Raw genomic sequence first — 22,331 nt, 5'->3', positions numbered from 1 at the left:
TATTAATTGAGCAAAAAAAATTGCCTTGAAAATGCTTCTATTGCCTGAGATTAGGTGTTGATCGGGGGACTAAAAGGCGATCGCTGTTCTGGGTTCAGCCCGCTGGTGGGTTCTCCGGTGCGATGCCCGCCCAAAGGATATTGATTAGACTGGCCACAAACTGCGATGGTTCAATCCGGCTTTCTGGTTTCACCTCGGGTTGTTGGGACTCGGGTTGAATCGCTGCGGGCCGTTGCGTGAACGGCGGCATCTGGGGCATCGACTGAACCATTGGGGGCAGCTCATGGGCAATCACGTAGTTGATGATGCTGCCCACGAGCAGGTGAGCCAGCGCCATCGAGTCGATCGCCCGCAACCAGCCCCCCGCCACGGCCCGCTCCAAAAACAGGGCCAACAAACGGCTATCGCGCACCGGAGGCGGTGGCAAGTGGGGTGAGTGCGGCGGATGAGGCATTTTTTTTTGCGCCATCATCATGAACACCCGTGGCAGGCCTTCTTGATAGAACGCCAACATTTCGCCACAGATTTCCGTCAACTCGGCTTTGATGTTGGCGGTGGGCTGGCGATCGGACAAGCGTTTCACCCAGTCGGGCGTTTCCGTCACCCCCATGGCGGCTAAAAATAGAGCTTGCTTGGTAGGAAACCGCTTAAACACCGAGGCTTCTGAAATACCAGCACGCCGGGCAATTTCCACCGTTGAAGCCTTCACGCCTTGCTCCAAAAACACCTGACGAGCGGCAGTCAAGATAGCTTCGTTGGTGATTTTGGGTGGGCGAGGCATAAAAAGTAAGCACTTACTTACTTAATAGTTTGAACAATTCCCCAACCATCGTCAAGACCCCAAGGGCGATCGCACCCGCCTAGCCCGTGGAGATGAACGACGAGTGATGACTGACGGATCTTCGTTCAGTTCGGTGCGAGGCGATCGAACCAGGTTTCTAAGCTCGCGGCGATCGCCTCTGCCAACCGATCCTGCTCGGCTGGATTGGTAATCCACTCGGATTCGGTGGGGTGGCTCATAAAGCCCAGTTCCATCAAAACGGAGGGGGCGATCGTCGGGCGCGCCAGGGCCAAGTTGCCCCAAAACACGCCGTAGGACGGGCGATCGAGTCGGCGGGTCAGCTCGTCATGCAAAAACTGCGCCAAGTCCTGGGCTTGGGCGTGATACCAAAACATGCCGATGCCTTGGGTGGTTTCGGCGTTGCCGTCGTCGGGCAAGGCGTTGTAGTGCACCGAGAGGGCGATCGTCGGTTCCAATTCGGCAATCTGGGCCAGGCGATCAGGAATGGGTAAATCTTGATCGGTCGATCGGGTCAGCACCACCCGCGCCCCGCGTCGCTCCAAGGCCGCTTGCAGTTTCAGGCTGGTTTGCAGGTTGGGGGTCTTTTCGGGAATGCCCGCCGCATTAATCGCGCCCGACTCCCGGCCCCCATGGCCCGGATCCAACAAAATCGTGATCCCTGAGAGGGGAGCCGCCCCCGATCGCACGGGTGGATGCTTAATTCGCCAATGGAGCACATTGCCTTCGTAGCGCAGAGTCCAGCCCCAGGCCTGGGCGGTGGCCAGTCGGGCCCGATATTCCAGACGATTTCCCGGTAACACCTGCCAGGTGAGCTGACTGATGGCCGGGTTGCGTTGCAAAAACAGGGTGTCCGTTTGGGCGATCGCCTGATGCAACGTCAGCACTAAGTCTTGATTCTCTTGGCGCACTTCCACGGGCACCGGCTCGCTCAGGGGCAACTGCACTTCCACGGCTGTTCCCTGATTTTGGGCCCGAATCCCTTGCACCACCGCTTGTAGGGGGGTGGAGCTGGGTTCGATCGCCACTTCACTGGCCTGGATCCAAGCCCCATAGCTGAGGCGTAACCAATCGCCCTGGCGGCCGGCGATCGTGGCTTGGCTGCCTTGGGGCAAGGGGGTGAGGCGGCTGTGGTTCGTGCTCGGGCCCGTGCGCGCCACCCCCCAAGGAACCGTCACCCGGGCCCGATCGCGTCGATCGCGCGGCCAAACGGTGATCCGACCGCGAGGGGTCATGGGCATTTCGCCATCGATGTAAAACCGCACCTGGCCCCAATCATCGGGGCGATCGGGCGTGAAGCAGCCCTCATAGGTGGTCAACGATGGTGGCGGGGGATCGCTGCCCGTCAAGACTGAGGCGTTGGGTAACGGCGATCCAGCGGATGGACGGGGCAATATCGGAAACGTCCGTTCCGCCACCCGCGCATCAATGGTCAAGTTGGGCCGCCCCGTCACCCGCAGGCAAATTGGCTCCCCGATCGGCCAGCCCCAATCAACCATCGGCTCCAGGGTGGCCAGGGGCGTACTCAACAACGGCTGATTGGCAATGCGGGTGATCGTGCGAATTTCCGTGCGATCGCCCCAGCGGATTTCAAATCGGTTGGGGCCAAGCTGTAGCGGAAAACTGGGGGCAAAATGCCCAAAGGCACTGCGATTCACCCCTTGGCCATTGATCGTGACCGAACCGGTGGGTGGCGCAGTGCCTAGAAAAAAGATGCGATCGCTCGCGGTTTGATGACCCTCCGGCGGATAAACCAACCGTAATTCTGAGGAACTGGGGGCCGGCTGGGCGATCGCCACCCCCGCCCACAGCAACGGCGCGATCGCCCCCACCATCAGCCGGGAAGCGCCCCCCAACTCCCACGGTCTCATTTACTTGCTGGCCCGCTCAAAGGCGGCCTTGAACGCCTCAGGACTGGGCGCACCCTGCACCGGTTCACCGGCCATCAAAAAGGTGGGAGTGCCTTCCAAACCCAAGCTTTCCGCCAACTCAGCATCGGCGGTCACGGCTTTTTTGGCCGCCTCGCTGTTGCGATCGCGCTCAAATCGGTTCAAATCTAATCCCAACTTCTTAGCCAATTCCCCATACAAGCCATCGGCCAAGCGCGATTGGTTGGCAAACAGTTCATCGTGATATTCCCAGAACTTGCCCTGTTGCTGGGCAGCCCAAGCGGCCTGGGCGGCGGGAACCGCCTGGGGATGGATGCTGGTGAGGGGGAAATGCTTAAAGGTCAGAATCACCCGGTCTTGATAGTCCTCCATGAACTGCTTCAGGGGAGCCAAGGCCCGACCGCAGTAGGGACATTGAAAATCGGAAAACTCCACCAACAGCACCCGTCCCTTGCCAAGGGTGGGAGAATTGCCAATCACCTTTTTCGGGTCAGATTTGGCATCGCGGGCGAAGTTTTGCCGCAATTCCCGCTGCTTTTGGGACTGCTGTTGGTTATAGTCCGCCACGGATTCCAAAATCACTTGCGGATTTTTGCGGATCACGTCCAGCACTTTGGCTTCAAAGTCCGCATCCACATTGCCCCCAGCGGACAGGGCGATCGGCTGGCAAGCCACCAAGAAGACGGTGGTGGACAGGGCTAAGGCTCCGGCTCCGGCCCAAAAGCGCAGGGAGGATGCCCGAAACAACCAATGGGCAAGGGTTTGAAAAAGGGTTTGGAGGGTCTGGAATGCCTTGAGCATGGGCCTGAGCCTAAATGAAAGATCCTGAGAGCGATTAAAAAACAAACGGAGCAACGGCCAGCGGCGCAGACGACCCGACGGGGGCAGGGTGACCCAATCAGCAGCCCAAGCGCCGCCCTGGGGCCATGATCTGTCCCCGCAAAGACGGATAGGGGAGGCCATTGGCCAGTTCCTTAGTCGGCGGTGTTGGGGCGATCGGGTCGTTGCAACATGGCAATCAACAGACAAATGATGCCCACATTAATCGACACATCCGCCAGGTTAAACACCGGGAACCGAATCAGCCGGAAATCCAGAAAATCAATCACATGGCCCAGGGCAAAGCGATCGATTCCGTTGCCCAATGCGCCCCCCAGCACGAACCCATAGCCCCACTGTTCCCAGCGGTTCATGCGCGGGCTGCCCAGGGCCAGGGCCATCAGGGCCGCGCTGACCGCCAACGAGAGCCACCGCAGCCAGCCGCTGCCCTGGAACAGACTGAAGGCCGCGCCGGAGTTGACCACGTAGGTGAAGTGAAACCAACCGGGGATCAGCGGGATGGTCTGGGGCGGAATCGTGAGGGCGAAGGTGCTGGCGACCCAGGCTTTGGTGATGCGATCGACCCCGACGCTGGCAACGGCCACCACCCAAAACCAGCCATTCTTGGAGACGAGGCGGCCACAGGATTTGGCCCAGGCGGGAATCGGTTTGGATCGAGACTCTGGCACCGGACTATCCACAAAATTCAACGGTGGCGGTTCTCTGGGGGTGATGGGATGCCCGCAGGATCGCCAACTTTCAGTAGAACACGAGATGTCGAAAAACTGAAGCGATCGTGGCGGCGGCACAGGCGGCCACCAGTTGCCCCGGCAAGACCGCTTGGGAGTAGGTGGTGGCGATCGCCTCAAATTCGTTGGCTCGCAGGGCCATGGCATACAACAGCCCCACCCCATGGAGCACCACCAACCCGATCGCGCAGCCGATCGCCAACTGCTCCACCTTGGGCGGCCCCAAAAAGGCCCAGCGCCCGCAGAGCCACCCGGCCGGCACAAAGCCCAAGAGATAGCCAAAGCTGGGTTCTTGGATATATTGCCAACCGCCGCCCCCTTCAAAGATGGGCAACCCCGCCAACCCCAACAGCAGGTAGGCAATTTGCGAGAGGGCCGCCGCCGTGCCCCCACCCAAGCAGGCCACCAGCAACAATGCCGCCACTTGGTAGCGCGTGCCCAAAGACACCACCCGCACCCCCTCTTGGAGCCAATCCCAAGGAGCCGTGGGCACAAAGACTTCCACAAAGGAGGCGGCGATCGAGAGTAAGACCCCGATGGCCGCCCACAGCAAGGTTTCTAGGCGCATGACGATCGCCCCATTAACGCCCCATTAACGCCCTATGAATTCCCCATTCATGCCCAAGGGAGCGCAACCGCCGGGGTCACCCTCCGGGCGATCGCACTCCCGATCGTTCACGTAACCCGATCGTTCATTTGAATCATTTAAATCGTTGCGGCCGTTGCGCCGACGACGGGCGCTTCGCCACCCACCAGGCCCAATTCCGTCAACATTTCATGATCCTTCTCGGGGGGTTGGCCCATGGTGGTCAGGTAATGGCCAATCAGCATGGCGTTCAACCCGGCTTTCAGACCCAGGGCTTGCAGCTCACCCATCACCACTTCTCGGCCACCCGCATAGCGCAGAATGCGATCAGGCAAAATCATCCGGAAAATGGCGATCGCCTTGGCCGCTTCGTAGGGATCCAGCTTGGGGCGATCGCCCATGGGCGTGCCAGCTCGGGGATTCAGCAGGTTTAGCGGAATCGATTCCACCTCCAAATCCCGCAGCGCCAGGGCCAAATCCACCCGGTCTGCCCAGGTTTCGCCCATGCCCAAAATGCCCCCGGTGCAGGCTTGGATACCCGCCGCTTTCAGGGTTTTGATGGTGGCAACGCGGTCTTGCCAGCTATGGGTGGTGGCCACGTTCGGGAAAAAGGCCTCCGACGCTTCCAGGTTGTGGTTATAGCGCGTCACACCCGCTTCCTTGAGGGCTTGGGCCTGATCCGCATTCACTTCACCCAAGGCGCAGCAGGGCTTGATGTTGGTTTCCGCAATAATCTGCCGTACCGTTTCCAGAATTTGTTCAAATTCGCTTTCCTGGCGACCGCCATACTTGGGGCCACGCCCTTGGCTCACCAGACAAAAGCGCTTGGCTCCGGCGGCTTCGGCGGCCTTGGCTTGGGCCAAAATTTCCTCGGGAGTCCGCAAACCATAGATCGGGGACTCCTGACCGGGGTGGTGAGCCGACTGGGCACAGAAGGAGCAATTTTCCGAGCAGGAACCGGATTTCACGTTGCCGATGCTGCACAGGTCAACTACGTTGCCGCAGCGGGCTTGGCGCACGCGATCGGCCGCGGCACAAAGGGCCAAAATATCTGCCTGATCATCAATTTGGGTCAGGATCAGGGCCGTGGCTCGATCGATCGCCTCGCCTGCAATGACTCGATCGGCCAATTGATCTAACCACTGGCCGAGCACCGCACCCGTGAGACCCTCAGACACAGCAGACGGCTGCCAAGGGGTGGCCGATCGAACCGAAGACGGAAGCGCTTGAACCACGGCTGACTCCTCCAACAAAGAAACCCAAAGAACCCCCAACGGCCCCATCCACCACCAGATCCATTGCGCCAGATCCATATTCGGAGTTGGTCATCAGCACAGGACAGCCGATGTCCTTCCCGAGTGGCGGAAAACAGGCCACGGGTGACTCCAAATTGTACACGGTTGATTCACTGCCCACCCTTGGCCCTCCGGGGCGATCGCCTTGATGGGGTGATCGGGCTGGCCATCCAGCACGGTAGGATAGGGCTTAGTTTGTCAAGCGCTCGGTCTGTGGCAATGGCTACCATCGATTCAGCCCGTGGCTCAAAGTCTTGGCATTAAAAGCACTAGCAGGTTTTTAACGTTTTATGAAGCGATTTCTCTCTGGGCTACTGGCGCTGGTGATGGTGGTGTCGATCGGCCTAACGGGCTGTGCGGCGGGTGACTCGGCCAACGGCATCAGCGGCAACTACCAAGCTGATACCCTCGCCTTGGTCGGCAGCCTGCGGAATGCCATCACCATGGCCGATAGCGATCCCGCCAAACGAGCAGCCCAAGCCGATGCTCGCGCCAAAATCAATTCCTATGCTTCCCACTACCGCCGGGATACCCGCGTGGCTGGGCTAAATTCCTACACCACCATGCGCACGGCTTTGAATTCACTGGCGGCCCACTATTCGGCCTATCCCAACCGCCCCGTGCCTGAAAAGTTACAAAAGCGTTTGGAAACTGAGTTCCGGCAAGTGGAAGCGGCCCTGAATCGAGGCGCTTAGGAAAGTTTCGATACACTCAATACACTGAGCATGGGGCGGTTCGATCGCCCCATTTTTGTCGCCTTCGTTGGCCTAGCTCAATCAAAGGCCTAGCTCAATCAAATTCTGTGGATTAACCCCCTAGTTGCATCCTAGGGGGGTGAAGATGCCCGCCCTGGGTCGTGGGAGCTGAGAATGCTGGAAGTTGAAGTCCACCAACAGTTACGCGCGTTTTTGCGGGCCTGTGGCGATCGCCCCTGGCTGCATCACCTAACCCTGGCGCGGTTGGTGGCGCGGGTCTTGCGATCGGGCCGCAGTTCCCTGATCCAAGGGGGCACGGCCGTGGCCGCCGGCCGCCATCGCCTCAGCTATCTGGCTCCGGCCCTGCTCTGCGAGCAGGCGGTGGTGTTGGTGGTTCCCCCGGCGGTGCAACAGCGGCTTTTAGAAGTGGACTTGGCTCGGTTGCGGTTGTGGCTGGCCCAGAGCGATCGCCCCTTGCCTCCGGTGCATTGCCTGGTGGATCAGCCCTCGGAAGCCGCGCAGGCCCTGGCGGCCACCTTGCGGGCCGATCAACCGGGTCTCTGGATTTTGTCCCCCAGCCAATGGCTGGCTGATCGCCTGGAACTGTCGGGCCAGCGATCGCGCTTGGCCGGCCTGCCCACCCTGATTGATGGGGCCGATGATCTGGAGCGCTGGACGCAAGAAACCCTGCGACTGGACATTAGCCCGGCCGATTGGCATCGGTGGCGTTTGGCCTGTCCCGATCGCGCCCAGGTCATCCATGACTTGGAAGTGGCGATCGCCCATGGACTGCTGCAACATCCCCCCAATCCCTACGGCGCTTGGCTGTTGGATGAGCCGGAAGCGGCGGCCTTGCTGCAAACATTGCGATTATTGGCGGTTCAACTGCCGCCCCTGTGGCGAACGCTGCTGCATCGGGCCGGAGACCAGCAATGGCCGATCCTGGCCCAGCCCGATCGCCAAACGGGGCAGTTTCACCTGCAATGCCAACCGATCGACGTGGCCGAAATCTTGCGCCCCCTCTGGCAAGCCCAGCCGATCGCCCTGATTGGCAGCTTCCTGGATTTGGAAGTGGAAGCTCCCTTATATCAAGCGCGGTTGGGGCTGGACAACGGCGATGAGCAGCGGCTGACCTGCTTGAAATTCACGCCCGATCGACAGCAAGAGGCGATCGGGTTCTATTTACCCGAGCAGTTGCCCCTCCCCAACACCCCGCAATTCCAGGCGGCCCTGATTCAGCAGCTCTATGCCCTGTTGGCTTGGCAAGGGCCGACCGGCTTCACCGTGGTGTTGGTGGGGGATGTGCCCCTCAAGGGCCGGCTGGCGGCCCAACTGGCGGCGGAATTTGGCTCCCGCGTCCAACTGGAACGCACCGCCCCCGATGACAACGGCATTTTGGTCACCGGGTGGGACTTTTGGCGCAACCACAGCGATCGGCTGCCCGCTCCCCACCTGCTGGTGATTGCGGCTTTGCCCATTCCCTCCCTCGAAGATCCCCTGGTGGCCGCCCGGGTCAGCGCCTACAAGCGCCAGCGTCGGGACTGGTTTCGCTGGTATCTGTTGCCCTCGGCCCTTAGCGATCTGCAACGGTCGATCGCGCCGTTACGGGAGCGATCGACCCCTGATCCCAATGCGCCCCCACTGTTGGCCCTGCTGGACACCCGGGTGGTGCGCCGCAGCTATGGCTCCCAGGTCTTGGCAGCCTTGGATCCCGTGGAGCGGATAAACGACCTTGAACCCCGTTGGCTTTAAATTTCCAGAAATTTCCAGAAATTCCCAGGGCAGCGCCGACGGGCTAGAAATCTGAATCCAAAGTTGAAGAATTCTTGCGAAATGTTCGTCTAAGCTCATTTCCCTTGGGGGCGATCGGGCGAATTTTTGATCGCTCTGCTCCCCAATCGAACTGCCAGCCCAACCATTTCGCGATCGTTTCAGGGTTAATTAACAGATATCCTTTATCTACAAAAAAACTGGGTGGAGATGAACAATGGGTGAATCCAAACGCCGCAAATCCCTCCTTGGGGACGACTATGGCAAGGCTCAAGAAACGATTTTGCCCAACGTGCCAATTACCAAACAGCAAGCCGATCGGTTCGTGAAGATCACCAGTCGCGGGGCTTGGATTGGGATCGGTACGCTGTTGGCCGCTTGGCTCACCATTCGATTTGTGGGGCCGGCCTTTGGTTGGTGGCAGGTTAACTAAAATCAGTGGGGCGATCATCCAATAATCGCGCCATCATCGCGCCATTATTGATACCCTTGGGAAATCGTTGGGAAGCGTCTGCTCTGCTCAATTGGGCAACCGGCCCCCTGTGACCTGTTGCGATCGAATCCTAAGAATTCTCAACGGTTGTTCCTATCCCCCCGGATCCGAATCAAACCATGGGAAGATCGCAATAGTCCCCATCATGTCGGACTTTGAGCGCTTCCTTGGCTCAAAACATCCGTGCCAAGATCCGCGCCAATCCGTTGCGAAGAAACCCCCAGGCAGTTCCGCATCCACTGCCATTCACCCCCTGACCTGCCATCCCGATCATCCATTCCCCGGGGACGGTCAATGTAACAATCCGAACAACGTAGCCAAAAGTTTGGATCAGGGTTTTCAGGGGCAATTTCTAAGGGCCCAAGCTCCAGGATCCTTGGAAATTGATGAGCGTTTCTTCAGTGATTTTTCAGGAAAATCTGCTCAATGCTGGCCAAAGTTTGATCCCGAAACCACTCGAAGCACTGTGTTCTTTCATACGGACTGGTGACACAGATTAGTGGGATCTTGCCAGCAGTTTACAGGTCACCGATGCCGCCCTTGCACTAGGGATAACCATCCCAAACCCAGCATTGGGCAGACTAGGGCCTTTGTCGCCTTCCATTGTTAAGGGGCAGCCCAGGGCGATCGCCCCAAGCATCACATCAATCGAATCAGCGAAACCAATCAATCCGTTGATTGCTTGCTGAAATTCTTAAGAGACTATAAAAATCGTAATCAGCCTCTACAATGAAACCAGAAGATCGAGGGTAAGCCGTGTTTCTCAGACTTGCCGAGCAACATCGCCAGTTTGTCAGGGATCTCGTCATGAGCCTGCAGGCTTTGGCCAATGTTCTAGAACGCCGGGGCTATTTGGCCTCGTGCTATACCTGTGGCGATCGCATGAACAGCGCATCGTTTATGGTTAGTCTCGGCGATAATCACCTGATCCGGTTCCTGGTGTCCGATTATGGAATTACCTGGACGGAGATGCGCGATGATCGCGAACTCATGAAAATTGAAGGGGCTGAGGCGATCGGGCAGCTCCAGGAACTGGCCAAACTGCTGAAGGTTTCTGAAAATTCCCCATTAGCCGATCGTTCCGTTCCCCAATCCCCCGTCATGGGCACAACGGCTCCAAACGCTTCAACCCAGATGTTGGTGGGCTAAGGTTAAACAGCAAACCGCGCTTGGTGGCCGGTACGCTGGGACATTGCCAACGTTGCACCATGCAAACGTTGCACCATGGATGAGTCCAATTTCCCCCAGTGCGCCATCAAGACCGGTGGCTGACCTGCGCGATCGCCCAGTCAGCACGCAGTCATGACTCAGTAATTACTCGGTCGCTCAAAATGCAGGTGGCAACTCGGGGGTGGTTGTGTGTATCGTTGGAATCCTCATGCCCCTAAGCTGAGGAGGGTGTCAAGTGTCTACCTCAACCTCTGCGCTTCGCGGTTGATTGCGTTTTAACATCCTGCCCCTATGAACCCCCGCGCTGTCGATCCTCGCACTCCCGATCGCCCCCCGATCGATGCTGACGAGCATCGAGAGCAAGCCTATGAGCTATTTCTAAAGCTTTACAACAACCATCGCGACTTCTTTGATGAGCTGCTGGATGCGGATCAGCAACAGGTGGGTGAACACCTCCGCAGCAGCCGTTATGTCCAGGGCATGGTGCGCGGTCAGCAGGCCTATCTAATTTCCAACCTGATTAATGGCAAAAGCCAATCTCTGCTGCAATACCAAATGATTTGGATGATGGGGCGCGATCCCCAAGCAGCATTGCCGATTCCCGATCAGCGTCTTTCCCGTCGTCACGCAGTGATTCAATACATTCCGCGCCGGGGTTTTTATTTGGTGGATCTGGGCAGCACCAACGGCTCGTTCATTAACGGTCGGCTGGTGCGGGGTCGCCACCGGTTGCGGGATGGCGATCGACTGCGGTTGGGGGGCTTTTCGTTTGATTTCTTTATCTGCTACAGCTCCCAAACGGTGAATTCGGCCCCGGCCGATTTGATCGCCCAGCTCCAAGCCATGCCGATTCCAGAGGAAACGGATTCCAGCTTGCGCTACAAGGATGCGTTATCCGTGCCGTTGGCGGAGAAGTTGGCGGCGGAGGAAACGATGCTGGCCAGCGGCGAAGGGGCCGGCGAGAATAATGCCCCGGTGGATGGTGAGGATGATTTGGGGCCGCCGTTGCCGGATCCCGAGGGATTTGCGTTTTAGGGTTTTATTGTTGGTTTTTTCGGTTGGTCGGTTAGTTGGTTAGTCGGTTGGTCAGTTGGATTAGTCAGTTGGTCGGTTGGTCAGTTGGATAGGTTGCAGCGGCCCCAAGGCTAGCAACCGCTGGGTTCCATGATCGTCACCAGATCCACGCTGAATTGGGTCTCGAAAATGGGACATTCACAGTCTAGGCTCCACCGCTCGATCGCGCAGTCATCGTGGCGATCGGCCGGTTCCAACAACAATCGAAATTCGCGACTGGGGGGCCGAAACTGGCATTGCACCCGTCGCACCGCTTGAATTTGACGGCGATCGAGGGCTGCGGCCAGGCGCAAAATGGCGCTCAGCTCGTCCACCATTTGCCGATAGCGCTTGCCAGCCAGGGCCTGATAGCCCTCATGTCGTTTTTTGGGAGCGCTCTTGCGGTGGTAGCGGGCCAGGTTGGCAATCACTTCAATTTCCGTTTCCGTGTAGCCCAGCAGTTGCCCGTGGCGGATCAGGTAATAGGCGTGCTTGTGGTGAGCATCATGGCCCACGTGATGGCCGCATTGGTGCAGGACGGCGGCGGCCCACAGCAGCTCGCGGCTATTGTCATCCCAGTTGTGCAATAGACCTTGGGTTTGGTCAAACAGGGTCAGGGCCATGGCGGCCACATGCTCGGCGGAAGGCAGGTTCACCTGATATTTTTTGGCCAACGCCAGAACGCTGCGTTCGCGCACGGAGCTTTGGAACCGCAGGCGATCGTCAATCAGTTGGTGCTGCAACATCCAGTCAACGATTACGCCTTCCCGGAGCGATCGCTCGCACACCACCAGTCGATCGACTCCCAACAGATCCATGGCCTCTTGCAACACCACGGCTCCGGCCAGGATAATTTCCGCCCGCCGATCGCTCATTTCCGGCAGGGTCGATCGCTCCTCAATGTCCATGCGGCGCAGTCGATCGACCCATTCTCGCAAGGCCGCCAACGGCAACTCACAGCCCTGCAACGGGGAGGGAACATAGCCCGTGCTGTCCGCCGCATGGATGGCCGCCAAGCATTCCGCCGTGCCCGACGTGCCCACCAAGGTCAGTTGATCCGCGAGGGGATGTTTGACCAGTTCCCCATGCAATTCTTCCACCGCCCGCTCCAACATGCCCCGGGCATAGGCCCGCAGCGCCTCGTAGTCCATGTCCGTGATCGGGTCGGTGCGGACAAATTCCGTGGTGAGCCGCACGGCCCCCACCTTGGTGCTGCTCAGGTAAAGGGGTTCACGCCCATCCCCCAAAATCAACTCCGTGGAGCCACCGCCAATGTCGATGATGGCGTGGGGCTTGCCATCCAACTCCATGGCCGACAACACCCCTAGATAAATGCGGCGGGCTTCTTCGGGCCCGGCGATCGCATTCACCTTCATGCCCACATCCCGCGCCACCCGTCGCAAAAAGTCTCGGCCGTTGGGAGCTTCCCGCACGGCACTGGTGGCCACGGCAATCACTTCATCCACTTGCAGGCTCAGGGCCAGGTCATAGCACCGTTGCAGGGCAGCGATCGCCCGATCCATGGCTGCCTCTGTCAAATCACCGGTTTTGGGATCGCGCTCACCCAACCGCACCGTACTTTTCTCGCGGGAAATGATGTCGAAGGCGGGCAAACTGGGATCCACCTGCACAATCGCCATGTGAATGGAGTTTGTGCCGATGTCGATGGCGGCCACAACGGGACGGCTCGATCGAAAAGCGAGCGGGGCAGGCGAAGCAGACAGGGTTTGCATGGTTTGCATGGCGGGTCTAGGCCGATTTTAATACCGCAGTTGATCAGATGCGCATTCCAGTTTGTGGATTGGCTGAACAGCAGAGAAACTCCGGATTGGGCACTTGATTTTGCGAAGTGTATTGCAACGCTGCTTTACACCCTGCGAGTGCGTCCGATGCTGTTGTCTACTCTTCGATCGATTACAGCCCATAGCCAATTGTGGATGAATCCGGTGATGGATCAGGCGGCGGCCACCCACTCGCAGCCCGATCGCGCCATTGTCCTCGGAGGAAGTTTGGCGGGTCTGTTGGCCGCCCGAGTTTTGGCCGATCGCTTCCAAACCGTCTTGGTTTTGGAACGGGATCCCCTGCCTACCCCCTGGGAACGACCCGAAACCCCGGACGAAACCTGGTGCAATCGCCGCCCTGGCACGCCCCAGGCTGACCATGTGCATGTGCTGTTGGCGCGGGGACAGCAGATCTTGGAATCGCTCTTTCCTGGATTCGCCAATGATTTGGCCACATCCGGAGCAGTGGAAGTGAACTGGACAGCCGACTGCGCCATGATGGGCCTCGGCAGTTGGAATCCACGGGTTTCATCGGATTTGGTGACCCGCACCAGCAGCCGATCGCTCCTGGAAAGCTTGGTGCGGCGACGGTTACAGGCCATTCCCAACGTGATTTTTATGTCGGGGGTTGCGGTTCAAGGGCTAGTGGTGGCGGGCGATCGGGTCACGGGAGTGCGCCTAGAAGGGAACTCTGCCCAAAACCTGGTGAGCACCTTGGCCACGGAAACCCTCTTGGGGGCCCAATTGGTGGTGGATGCCATGGGACGTAATTCCCAAATGCCCCGCTGGCTGCAACAGTTGGGCTATGGCTCCGTTCCGGAAGTGACGATCGATGCCAAGTTGGGTTACGCCAGCCGTTGGTATCAAATGCCCGCCGACTATTTGGCCCAGGTGGCCCAGGATCCGGAAAACACCTGGAAATCGATTTTGCTGTGGGCCAAGCCGCCCCACCAACCCCGCGCCGGGGTGCTCTATCCGGTGGAGGGTAACCGCTGGGTGGTGACGGTTTCGGGAACCAATGGCGACTATCCCCCGGCCGATGAGGAAGGGTTTCTGGCCTTTGTTCGCAGCTTGCGGGATCCGGCCATTGCGCGGGCGATCGCCTCGGCGCAACCGATTTCAGACATCAAGCTCTATCGGGGCACGGCTAACCGCTGGCGACATTACGAACAGTTGGCCACGTTCCCGATCGGGCTGGCCCTGTTGGGGGACGCGGTTTGCACCTTCAACCCAATTTATGGCCAGGGCATGACCGGGGCCGCACTCGGTGCGGTGACCTTGGGTGATTGTCTCGATCGGGCCCAATCGGAACTCGGCTTAGATTGGGGACAATTTACCCACCTGTTCCGGCAAGAGTTGGCCCGCGTGATTCAGTTGCCTTGGTTGATGGCCACGGGGGAAGACCTGCGTTGGCCCGCCACCGAAGGGCCGCGACCCGATCGCCCTACGCGCTGGATGCAAGCTTACCTGGAGCGAGTTTTGCATCTCACCGATGCCCACAAGGACATCCATGAAACTGTCTGGAAAATCCAGCACATGATCCTCTCTCCCCAAGCTCTATTCCATCCCTCGATCATGATGCGGGTGGGGGGCGCTTGGCTCTATCAACGGCTGCTGGCCAATTGGTTTCCCGCCTGGGGGCCCGAAAACCTGAACCTCACGCCCTCGTTCTTGGGGGCCCGACGTTAGGGGCCGATTCTCCTAATCGTTCGTTACGTCCGGCACATCCGAGAGCACTCGGCCGGGAGCCGAAGCCGCTGGGGCTGTTTCTGCCTCGGCGGCTTCGTTGTTGTTGGCATCGTTGTTGGCATCTTCCGCCGGGGCGGCCGCTTCCGCATTCGATGCGGCTTCGCTTTCCGGGGCATTCTCCGCAGGTGCTGCCCATTCTTCCCCAATCGCCAGGGTGACCCGATCGGGGCCGGCGGCCCGCAGCTCACTGACCAACTGCAACACCTTTTCGTAGGGCAAGTTGCGATCGGGCTGAATCAACACCACGCCCTTGGGATTTTTGAGGTAGTTCTGAATATCCGCCTTGAGTTGATCCTTGGGAATGGCGCGATCGAGCACCACCGTTTGTCCCTGGCGATCCAGCTTAATCAACAAGGGCGGTGGCGGCGGCCCCTGGTCGGGTTCCGCAGGCGCATCCTCACCGCTGGCGGGCAGGTTCACTTCCAGGCTGTTTTGGCTGCCCAACACCATGGACAAAATGATGAAAAAGGTGAGCACCGTCATCAACACGTCCAGCATCGGCACAAGGTTGACTTCCGGGGGCTTGTGGTGAGTCTGTCGATTGCGCGATCGCATGGTTGAGAATCCACTCCGGTTGAGGGGGGGCATGAGCGCCAAAGGAACAAGGCAACGGCAGGCAACTGCCACAAGAACTAACCGGCCTGGCGGTTGATTAACCCTGCTCGAAGGAAAGACCGACCCGATCGCCCCCCACAGCTTTCAGGAGCGTCAAGACTTCTTCAATCGATCGAAACGGCAAGGTGCGATCGGCCTTCAACACCACCATCCCATCCGGCTGTTTGGCAAAATAGTCCGCCACGGCTTGATCCAGTTCCGCCGGGGTCACCGGTTTGTCATTCAGCAAAATCTGCTTTTTTTGGTCTAGCCCCACCAGCAGCGGATCCTTGGGAACTGTCGCCGCCGCTGAGGTTTTGGACTTGGGCAACTGCACGTTGGGCATCTGTGCCCCGGTCAGGGTCATCGACACCAAAATAAAGAACGTGAGCACCGTCATCAACACGTCCATCATTGGCACGAGGTTGACATCTGGGAGCTGATTGGCCGATCGGGTCTTGGGTCGCATGGGGCCTGGTTTCCTGTCCTAATCCACTCCTAATCCACCAACGACGGCGGGCGATCGGCATAGGGCAAGGGGTCGAACCCATGGGTTGGCCGTTCTCCACCGGGCGATCGACCGCCACCGCTGGGCAAGTCTGGCGTGGGGAACAGGGGTTCATACCAAACCTGGCGATAGATCAGCTCCAAACGACTGCCCACCTCGGTGAAATAGTCAATTTGCTGAGATTGCAGCACCACCAACACCCGAAACACCACCAAAGCCATAATCGCCACAATCATGCCAAAGGCCGTGGTCAACAGGGCTTCACCGATCCCCGCTGCGGCGGCCGTGGCGGCCTTGGTGTCGCCGCCGCCACCAATGTTCAAGTTATTGAAGGTGGCAATTAGCCCCGTCACCGTTCCCAGCAGTCCCAGCAGGGGGGCAACGGCCACGATCGTCTCCAGCAATTTATCGCCCCGTCGCATTTTCACGAACTCACGTTCGGCGGCCGTTTCCAGCGCCAAATTAAACGTTTCCGGGGTGGCTTGTTTCAACACCAAGGGAGCCAACAAAAATCGCCCGATCGGGAGGGTTTGGGCCTCGCGAGCCGTGATCGCCGCATCCTCCAGGCTATACTTTGCCGCCGCCAATACATCATGGACAATGCGATCTTCCTGGGCCATTAACCGCACCCAAAACACTGCCCGCTCCAGGGTCACGGCCACCGTCGCGATCGACATTCCCAGCAGGGGCCACATGACCGGCCCCCCTTTCACCAGCAAATCAAAAACCTGAGACATGGCCGCCCTAAAACCCAAAAGCGTTGTGATACCTAGCGTTGCCGATTCCCATTAATCCCGCTCGATTGCCCCTACTAGCCCCAAGCATCCCATTGGTTAGTCGATTTGGTCAGTCGATCGATGTCCTAACCGATCCCCGGGTAGCTGCAAGGTTCGATCGCACCCTTAACTCACGGCCTTCGCCTGATCGGTTCAGTGCGATGGCAGAGTCCGTAATCAATCACAAAATATCAGAAAATACCAATTATTTATCAGTTCATTCGTGTCATTGATTCACAGGTCAATCAATTCACTGATCAACTCGTCAATACAATGCAAGAAAAACCAGGAAATTAATGCAAGAATAAAAAGTAAAAGGAGCCAGAATTAATCTAGATTTTACAACACAGTTAAATTAAATTCTGAAATTGGCTTGCAATTTTTCAGTAATTCTTAGAAGAGAAATTTTTGAAAAGATGCTCTCTAGAATGCTTTTTAAAAATACTTTCTAAAATGCCTTCCAAGAATCATACAGCCTTTACCTAGAATTATTGGCACGCCATATTGCAGATGCCATAAAGCAACGGTTTGGTGGGCAGTGCCCACCCTACGGGCGACTGTGCTTAGTAATCGAAGTAAGGGCTGTATGGAAGCTTTAGAAGCGCTCTGCTGGCGATTCTATTTGGTCGTGCAGATTTTTAGCTTGAAATGTGACTGTTGAGAACTAATGAGGGCTGATTGAGCACCTTAATCAATCCATTTAGGCGTTCAAAGCTGTTTTTGATTGCTCCTGCCTAAAGTCAATCTTGCTTAGATTAAGAAAAGTTTAAATGTAATTAAATTTTTGCGTAAGACGCAAAATTGCACGATTTTTGGTCACTTTGTTAGAAGTTCACGACGAACCAGAATGAGCTTAAATTTTCTTTAACCCATTCTTAATTCAATAGCAGACTTCCAATAACCGATTTCCGAAATAATGAGGCTGCTAAGTTGGAATTTTTTAACAGCTTCTTGAAGTTTGTTTGTTTTTGATCACCCACTTCAGGCAGACAAGTGTTGAGTCGGTGATGCAATTGCCAGCAAATTTTCAATGAATCGTAAGCCAATCCAAGGCAATGTCGATGCTCTGTTGGCATCACACAAAAGACTGCATCGATTCCGCACCAATTGAGTGCGGCCAAGATCTGAGCTAGCAGTTTCAATCGCCAATGGTTTTAAGGTTTCGCTCTTGGGCCAGAGCTTGAACATTGACTGACGGCTGCGGGCTGGGTCTTGGGGTGGGTTGCTGGTGTTCGTAATCAATCTTTGTGCTGGAGTGAAGTGTTTATGATCTCTACGAAGTTGCGTCGTCGGAGCGCGATTTTGGCCGGAGCAGTGGCAGCGCTGGCATTTGTTACGAACTGGGGTACCCAAGCCGCTCAGTCCCAGAACAACACGATCGCCATTGATGGGTCGAGCACGGTGTTCCCCATTACGGAAGCGGTGGCCGAAGAGTTCCAAGCTTCCAAGCGGGGCGCTGTGCGGGTGACGGTTGGGATCTCGGGAACCGGCGGTGGTTTCAAGAAGTTCTGCAACGGTGAATTGGATATCAGCAACGCATCGCGGCCGATTAAGGAAAGCGAGCAACAGGCTTGCGCCGCCAAGGGAATTGAGTACGTGGAGCTGCCAGTTGCCTACGATGCGCTGACGGTGGTGGTGAACCCCCGCAACACTTGGGCCGCCAGCATGACCACCGCAGAATTGAAGGCCATGTGGGAAGGGGCTGCGGAAGGAAAAATTACGAAGTGGAGCCAAGTTCGTCCCGGCTGGCCGGATGTGAAGTTCACGCTGTTTGGCCCCGGTGCAGATTCGGGCACGTTTGACTACTTCAATGAAGTGATTTTGGGCAAGGACAACAAGAGCCGCACGGACTACACGCCCAGCGAAGATGACAACGTTTTGGTGCAAGGCGTTTCGCGCGATCAAAACGCCTTGGGCTATTTCGGCTTCGCCTACTATGACCTGAACAAGAGCCGCGTGAAGGCGGTGGCCATTGACTCGGGCAAGGGCGCTGTGATGCCGACGGTGGGGGCGGTGAATGATGGAACCTATACGCCGCTGTCGCGCCCCATCTACATCTATGTGAAGAAGTCGGCGCTCGATCGCGCTGAGGTGCGCGAGTTTTCGGAGTTTTACCTGAAGAATGCGACTCGTCTGGTGCGGGAAGTGGACTACGTGCCGCTGCCGGATGCGGACTACCAAGCGGCAACCCAACGCTTGAGCCAACGGGAAGTGGGCCGCAAGCCGCTACGGGCGGGCCTGTAGGCTCGATCGCCCAGATAGCAGGCGGCTCTGGGCAACTGCGCATCGATCGAACTCCACTGGGGATTATGGGTCGATCGCGACGGTGGCCCAGTGCTTGAGCGAATCAAACCGAATGAACTGGGGCAAGCGGTCTGCCGATGGGGTCGATCGCTTGCTCCTTTGATATCAAGACCTATGGCTTTGCGAGATTCAACTCCCCTCAACCCTTGGCGGCGATCGCGCGATCGACAGCGCTGGACTGAACGGGCGATCGAACTGTTGCTGTTGCTGGCGGCCCTCTCTTCGATCGCCACCCTGCTCGGCATTCTTTACGTTTTGGTGGGTGAATCCCTACAGTTTTTTCAGCAAGTTTCCCTTTGGGAATTCATTACCGAAACCCGCTGGACACCGCTGTTTGGCGATCCCAAATATGGCATTTGGCCGTTGCTGTCCGGAACCTTAACGACCACCTTTGTGGCCTTGCTCATTGCCATTCCCTTCGGCACTGCGATCGCCATTTATTCCAGTGAATTTGCACCCGCCACGGTGCGCGAAATTCTAAAACCACTGCTGGAATTATTAGCCGGTGTGCCCAGCGTTGTTTATGGCTACTTTGCCCTCTTGGTGGTCACGCCCCTATTGCAACAGGTGCTTCCTTGGCTCCCCGGTTTCAACATGATCAGCGCGGGCGCAGTCATGGGATTAGCCATTATTCCGCTGGTGAGTTCCATCAGTGAAGATGCCATGCAAGCCGTGCCCAATACCCTGCGCGAGGGATCCTATGCCATGGGGGCAACCAAGCTACAAACGGCGTTGAAAGTAGTGTTTCCGTCGGCTATCTCCGGGATTATGTCCGCCTATATTTTGGGCACATCCCGCGCCTTGGGGGAAACGATGATCGTGACGATCGCGGCGGGGTTGCAACCCACCCTCACCTTCAATCCCTTTGAGCAAGCTGCCACCATCACGGCCTACATTGTGCAGGTCAGCATGGGCGATTTGCCCCACGGCACTTTGCAATATCAAACCATTTTTGCCGCAGGATTAACGCTGGTTCTTTTAACCCTTGTCCTGAACATTATTGGTCACTTACTGACAAAACGTTATCGCGAGCGTTACTGATGTTAGCTGCCAAGTTTTCAGACCTCATTACACCCCAACTGGGTCACCAACTCCATCAACGTAAGCTGCTGAATCTGGGCTTTATGGTGATGGGTTTGGTGGCAATTATGGTGGCATTGTTCACCCTGGCAGCCTTGATTATTCATATGGCCATGAGTGGCTGGCCAAGGCTCAGTACCTGGGAATTTTTCACGGCTTTTGCCAGCCGCCGCCCAGAACGCGCCGGTATTTTAGCCGCTTGGGTTGGCAGTTTGTTAGTGATTTCGGTGACTGCCATTGTGGCAGTGCCGATCGGGGTAGCAGCGGGTATTTATTTGGAAGAATATGCTCGTAAAAATTGGCTGTCAGAATTGATTGAGATAAACGTCACCAACTTGGCTGGAGTTCCTTCCATTATTTATGGACTTTTGGCCCTGGGTGTGTTTGTTTATGAATTCAAGTTTGGGCGCAGTGTTTTAACGGCTGGTTGCACGCTGGCGCTGTTGATTTTGCCGATCGTAATTGTGACCACGCGAGAGTCCTTGCGATCGATTCCGCAAATGATTCGCGAGGCAGCCTATGCGGTGGGAGCCACCCAATGGCAAGTGATTTGGCATCATGTTTTGCCCTACTCGATCGGGGGCATTTTGACGGGAACCATCATTGGTTTGTCGCGGGCGATTGGTGAAACCTCCAGTTTGATCACAATTGGTGCTTTAACCTTCATTGCCTTTTTGCCCGAGTCTCCTTTTCAAGGCAAGCCACCTTTTGTGTCCTGGGAATGGTTGAATTCTCCCTTCACCGTGATGCCAATTCAAATGTTCAATTGGGTTTCTCGGCCCAATCCTGAATTTCAGGTCAACGCGGCAGCGGCAGGCACAGTGTTAATGACCATGACTTTGCTGATGAATGGCCTTGCAATTTATCTCCGCTATCGTCTGCGTCAAGGAATCAAATGGTAACCAGCAGTTCACAGACTATGCAGCGACTTGATAGCCAATTTCCCATTAAAGCCGAAGTGCGATCGCTTGATTTCTACTACGGCCAGTCCCAGGTGCTAAAAGATATCAACCTTGCGATTCCCGATCGGCAAATTACGGCCCTCATGGGGCCTTCGGGGTGCGGCAAAACAACCTTGCTGCGGTGTTTTAACCGAATGCATGATCTATATCCTAACAATCGCTATCGGGGCGAAATTCTCTTAGATCAACGACACAATATTCTCAGTCCCACCATTGACCCGATCGAGGTGCGGATGCGCATTGGGATGGTTTTTCAGAAACCGAATCCTTTCCCAAAATCAGTTTATGAAAATGTAGCCTATGGTTTACGGGTTCAGGGTCGTACTCAGCGATCGGACTTGGATGAAAAGGTGGAAGCGGCCCTCAAATCTGCCGCCCTTTGGCATGAGGTGAAAGATCGCCTAAAAGAGCCGGCTTTTAATCTTTCCGGTGGTCAACAACAACGCCTTTGCATTGCTCGTGCCCTCGTAACTAACCCCGATTTAGTGTTATTTGACGAGCCAACCTCTGCGTTGGATCCAATGTCCACGGCCCATATTGAAGAATTAATGCGGCAACTGAAAGCCCAAGTCACGATCTTGATTGTGACCCACAGTTTGCAGCAGGCGGCGCGATTTTCAGACTATGCCGCTTTTATGTATTTGGGAAAACTTGTGGAATTTCAAAAAACGACGAAGCTGTTTGCTGAACCACAAGATCCACTGACCCAATCCTATTTATCGGGCAGTGTTGGCTAAAGAATTTTGAGATTTTTAGAATTCGTTGCTGAACTGTTAATTGGCGTTGCTTTTGATTTTGGCTTTGATTTCGGCTTTGATTTTGATTTTGGCTTTGACTTTGATTGCTATTTAGACCGGTTGCCATTACTCACTTGGACGATCGCCTCCCATGGGTTCTTCACCAATGCTGAACTTTAAACTTGACTCCCTACCCTGGGCTGCCAACCAGTGGAAACAGATTCAGCGATCGATTCCCTATTTGCTGAACCTGTGCAATCGGCCATTGCTGTTTGTGGCGATCGGGTTGCATGTGGCGGTGTTGATGTTGCCCACACCCGATCGCACTGAAACCGAAAAACAGCCCCCCAAGGAAGTGATTAAGGTTTCCCAATTGAGCGCCGCCCCCCCAAAACCGAAGCCTCAAAAACCCAAAAACGCCAAGCCCAAGCCCCCAAAACCGAAGCCCCAAAAGCCCAAAGCCACGCCCCCCAGGCGATCGCCCGCGTTGGTAGCCACGCCGCCCAAACCCAAACCCCAGCC

20 protein-coding genes and 1 pseudogene are annotated in these 22,331 nt (G+C 56.7%); 11 read left to right on the top strand and 10 right to left on the bottom strand.

All coding sequences use genetic code 11. The features are described from left to right. Positions 1 to 94: 94 nt before the first annotated feature. The 6 genes from AMR42_RS05080 to bioB form a co-directional block, all read right to left on the bottom strand. On the bottom strand, positions 95 to 781 hold the full coding sequence (locus AMR42_RS05080) for a TetR/AcrR family transcriptional regulator (RefSeq protein WP_099532379.1): 687 nt from the start codon (positions 779 to 781) through the stop codon (positions 95 to 97). 125 nt (positions 782 to 906) lie between these two features. Next, positions 907 to 2,670, bottom strand: coding sequence for an N-acetylmuramoyl-L-alanine amidase (locus AMR42_RS05075; RefSeq protein WP_234406626.1), 1,764 nt, complete (start codon positions 2,668 to 2,670; stop codon positions 907 to 909). Next, positions 2,671 to 3,489, bottom strand: coding sequence for a thioredoxin domain-containing protein (locus AMR42_RS05070; RefSeq protein WP_158234367.1), 819 nt, complete (start codon positions 3,487 to 3,489; stop codon positions 2,671 to 2,673). Positions 3,490 to 3,662: 173 nt separating this feature from the next. Next, positions 3,663 to 4,172: a signal peptidase II gene (gene lspA / locus AMR42_RS05065; protein WP_099532383.1), complete on the bottom strand. Its 510-nt coding sequence runs from the start codon at positions 4,170 to 4,172 to the stop codon at positions 3,663 to 3,665. 94 nt (positions 4,173 to 4,266) lie between these two features. After that, positions 4,267 to 4,824 carry a biotin transporter BioY gene (locus AMR42_RS05060; protein ID WP_199291359.1) on the bottom strand — a complete coding sequence of 186 codons (558 nt, stop codon included), beginning with the start codon at positions 4,822 to 4,824 and terminating at the stop codon, positions 4,267 to 4,269. 137 nt (positions 4,825 to 4,961) lie between these two features. Then, on the bottom strand, positions 4,962 to 6,020 hold the full coding sequence (gene bioB / locus AMR42_RS05055; RefSeq protein ID WP_368670717.1) for a biotin synthase BioB: 1,059 nt from the start codon (positions 6,018 to 6,020) through the stop codon (positions 4,962 to 4,964). A gap of 407 nt (positions 6,021 to 6,427) precedes the next feature. Here bioB and psb27 point away from each other — a divergent pair, with 407 nt between their 5' ends. The 5 genes from psb27 (at position 6,428) to AMR42_RS05030 (ending at position 11,300) form a co-directional block, all read left to right on the top strand. Further along, positions 6,428 to 6,832, top strand: a complete 405-nt coding sequence (psb27, locus tag AMR42_RS05050; RefSeq protein ID WP_099532375.1) for a photosystem II protein Psb27 — start codon at positions 6,428 to 6,430, stop codon at positions 6,830 to 6,832. 174 nt (positions 6,833 to 7,006) lie between these two features. After that, on the top strand, positions 7,007 to 8,584 hold the full coding sequence (locus AMR42_RS05045) for a helicase (protein WP_099532374.1): 1,578 nt from the start codon (positions 7,007 to 7,009) through the stop codon (positions 8,582 to 8,584). A 235-nt stretch (positions 8,585 to 8,819) separates the two neighbouring features. Beyond that, entirely contained in the window at positions 8,820 to 9,035 is a 216-nt protein-coding gene (locus tag AMR42_RS05040; protein WP_099532373.1) for a DUF2839 domain-containing protein, read from the top strand. A gap of 816 nt (positions 9,036 to 9,851) precedes the next feature. Then, positions 9,852 to 10,244 (top strand): DUF1815 family protein, encoded by a 393-nt coding sequence (locus AMR42_RS05035; RefSeq protein ID WP_099532372.1) that lies wholly within the window; start codon positions 9,852 to 9,854, stop codon positions 10,242 to 10,244. A gap of 312 nt (positions 10,245 to 10,556) precedes the next feature. After that, on the top strand, positions 10,557 to 11,300 hold the full coding sequence (locus AMR42_RS05030; protein ID WP_099532371.1) for an FHA domain-containing protein: 744 nt from the start codon (positions 10,557 to 10,559) through the stop codon (positions 11,298 to 11,300). 110 nt (positions 11,301 to 11,410) lie between these two features. Here the strand turns inward: AMR42_RS05030 and AMR42_RS05025 are convergent, their stop codons facing one another. Beyond that, positions 11,411 to 13,051, bottom strand: coding sequence for a Ppx/GppA phosphatase family protein (locus AMR42_RS05025; protein ID WP_234406629.1), 1,641 nt, complete (start codon positions 13,049 to 13,051; stop codon positions 11,411 to 11,413). Between the two features lie 156 nt (positions 13,052 to 13,207). Between AMR42_RS05025 and AMR42_RS05020 the strand changes: the two genes are divergently transcribed. Beyond that, entirely contained in the window at positions 13,208 to 14,788 is a 1,581-nt protein-coding gene (locus tag AMR42_RS05020) for an NAD(P)/FAD-dependent oxidoreductase (RefSeq protein WP_199858091.1), read from the top strand. A 12-nt stretch (positions 14,789 to 14,800) separates the two neighbouring features. Here the strand turns inward: AMR42_RS05020 and AMR42_RS05015 are convergent, their stop codons facing one another. The 3 genes from AMR42_RS05015 to AMR42_RS05005 all read right to left on the bottom strand — a co-directional run bounded on the left by AMR42_RS05015 (position 14,801) and on the right by AMR42_RS05005 (position 16,687). Beyond that, on the bottom strand, positions 14,801 to 15,436 hold the full coding sequence (locus tag AMR42_RS05015; RefSeq protein ID WP_143472943.1) for a biopolymer transporter ExbD: 636 nt from the start codon (positions 15,434 to 15,436) through the stop codon (positions 14,801 to 14,803). A 64-nt stretch (positions 15,437 to 15,500) separates the two neighbouring features. Beyond that, positions 15,501 to 15,911, bottom strand: coding sequence for a biopolymer transporter ExbD (locus tag AMR42_RS05010; RefSeq protein ID WP_099532368.1), 411 nt, complete (start codon positions 15,909 to 15,911; stop codon positions 15,501 to 15,503). A 29-nt stretch (positions 15,912 to 15,940) separates the two neighbouring features. Next, the gene (locus AMR42_RS05005) at positions 15,941 to 16,687 is read right to left on the bottom strand and encodes a MotA/TolQ/ExbB proton channel family protein (RefSeq protein ID WP_099532381.1); all 747 of its coding nucleotides are present in this window, start codon (positions 16,685 to 16,687) and stop codon (positions 15,941 to 15,943) included. Between the two features lie 1,305 nt (positions 16,688 to 17,992). On the opposite strand from AMR42_RS05005, the gene AMR42_RS05000 reads away from it, so the two are divergent. The 5 genes and pseudogenes from AMR42_RS05000 to AMR42_RS04980 all read left to right on the top strand — a co-directional run. Continuing rightward, on the top strand, positions 17,993 to 18,970 hold the full coding sequence (locus tag AMR42_RS05000) for a PstS family phosphate ABC transporter substrate-binding protein (protein WP_099532367.1): 978 nt from the start codon (positions 17,993 to 17,995) through the stop codon (positions 18,968 to 18,970). Between the two features lie 174 nt (positions 18,971 to 19,144). Continuing rightward, entirely contained in the window at positions 19,145 to 20,071 is a 927-nt protein-coding gene (pstC, locus tag AMR42_RS04995; protein ID WP_099532366.1) for a phosphate ABC transporter permease subunit PstC, read from the top strand. Further along, entirely contained in the window at positions 20,071 to 21,012 is a 942-nt protein-coding gene (gene pstA / locus AMR42_RS04990) for a phosphate ABC transporter permease PstA (protein ID WP_099532365.1), read from the top strand. Before pstC ends, pstA begins: the two co-directional genes overlap by 1 nt. A gap of 17 nt (positions 21,013 to 21,029) precedes the next feature. Next, positions 21,030 to 21,809, top strand: coding sequence for a phosphate ABC transporter ATP-binding protein PstB (gene pstB, locus AMR42_RS04985; RefSeq protein WP_099532364.1), 780 nt, complete (start codon positions 21,030 to 21,032; stop codon positions 21,807 to 21,809). A 166-nt stretch (positions 21,810 to 21,975) separates the two neighbouring features. Then, positions 21,976 to 22,331: pseudogene (locus AMR42_RS04980) on the top strand (hypothetical protein); the annotation flags it as partial.

This window comes from Limnothrix sp. PR1529, assembly GCF_002742025.1.
GTDB lineage: Bacteria > Cyanobacteriota > Cyanobacteriia > CACIAM-69d > CACIAM-69d > CACIAM-69d.
The sequence above is the reverse complement of the archived record's forward strand: the minus strand, read 5'-3'. Positions and strand labels throughout refer to the sequence as shown.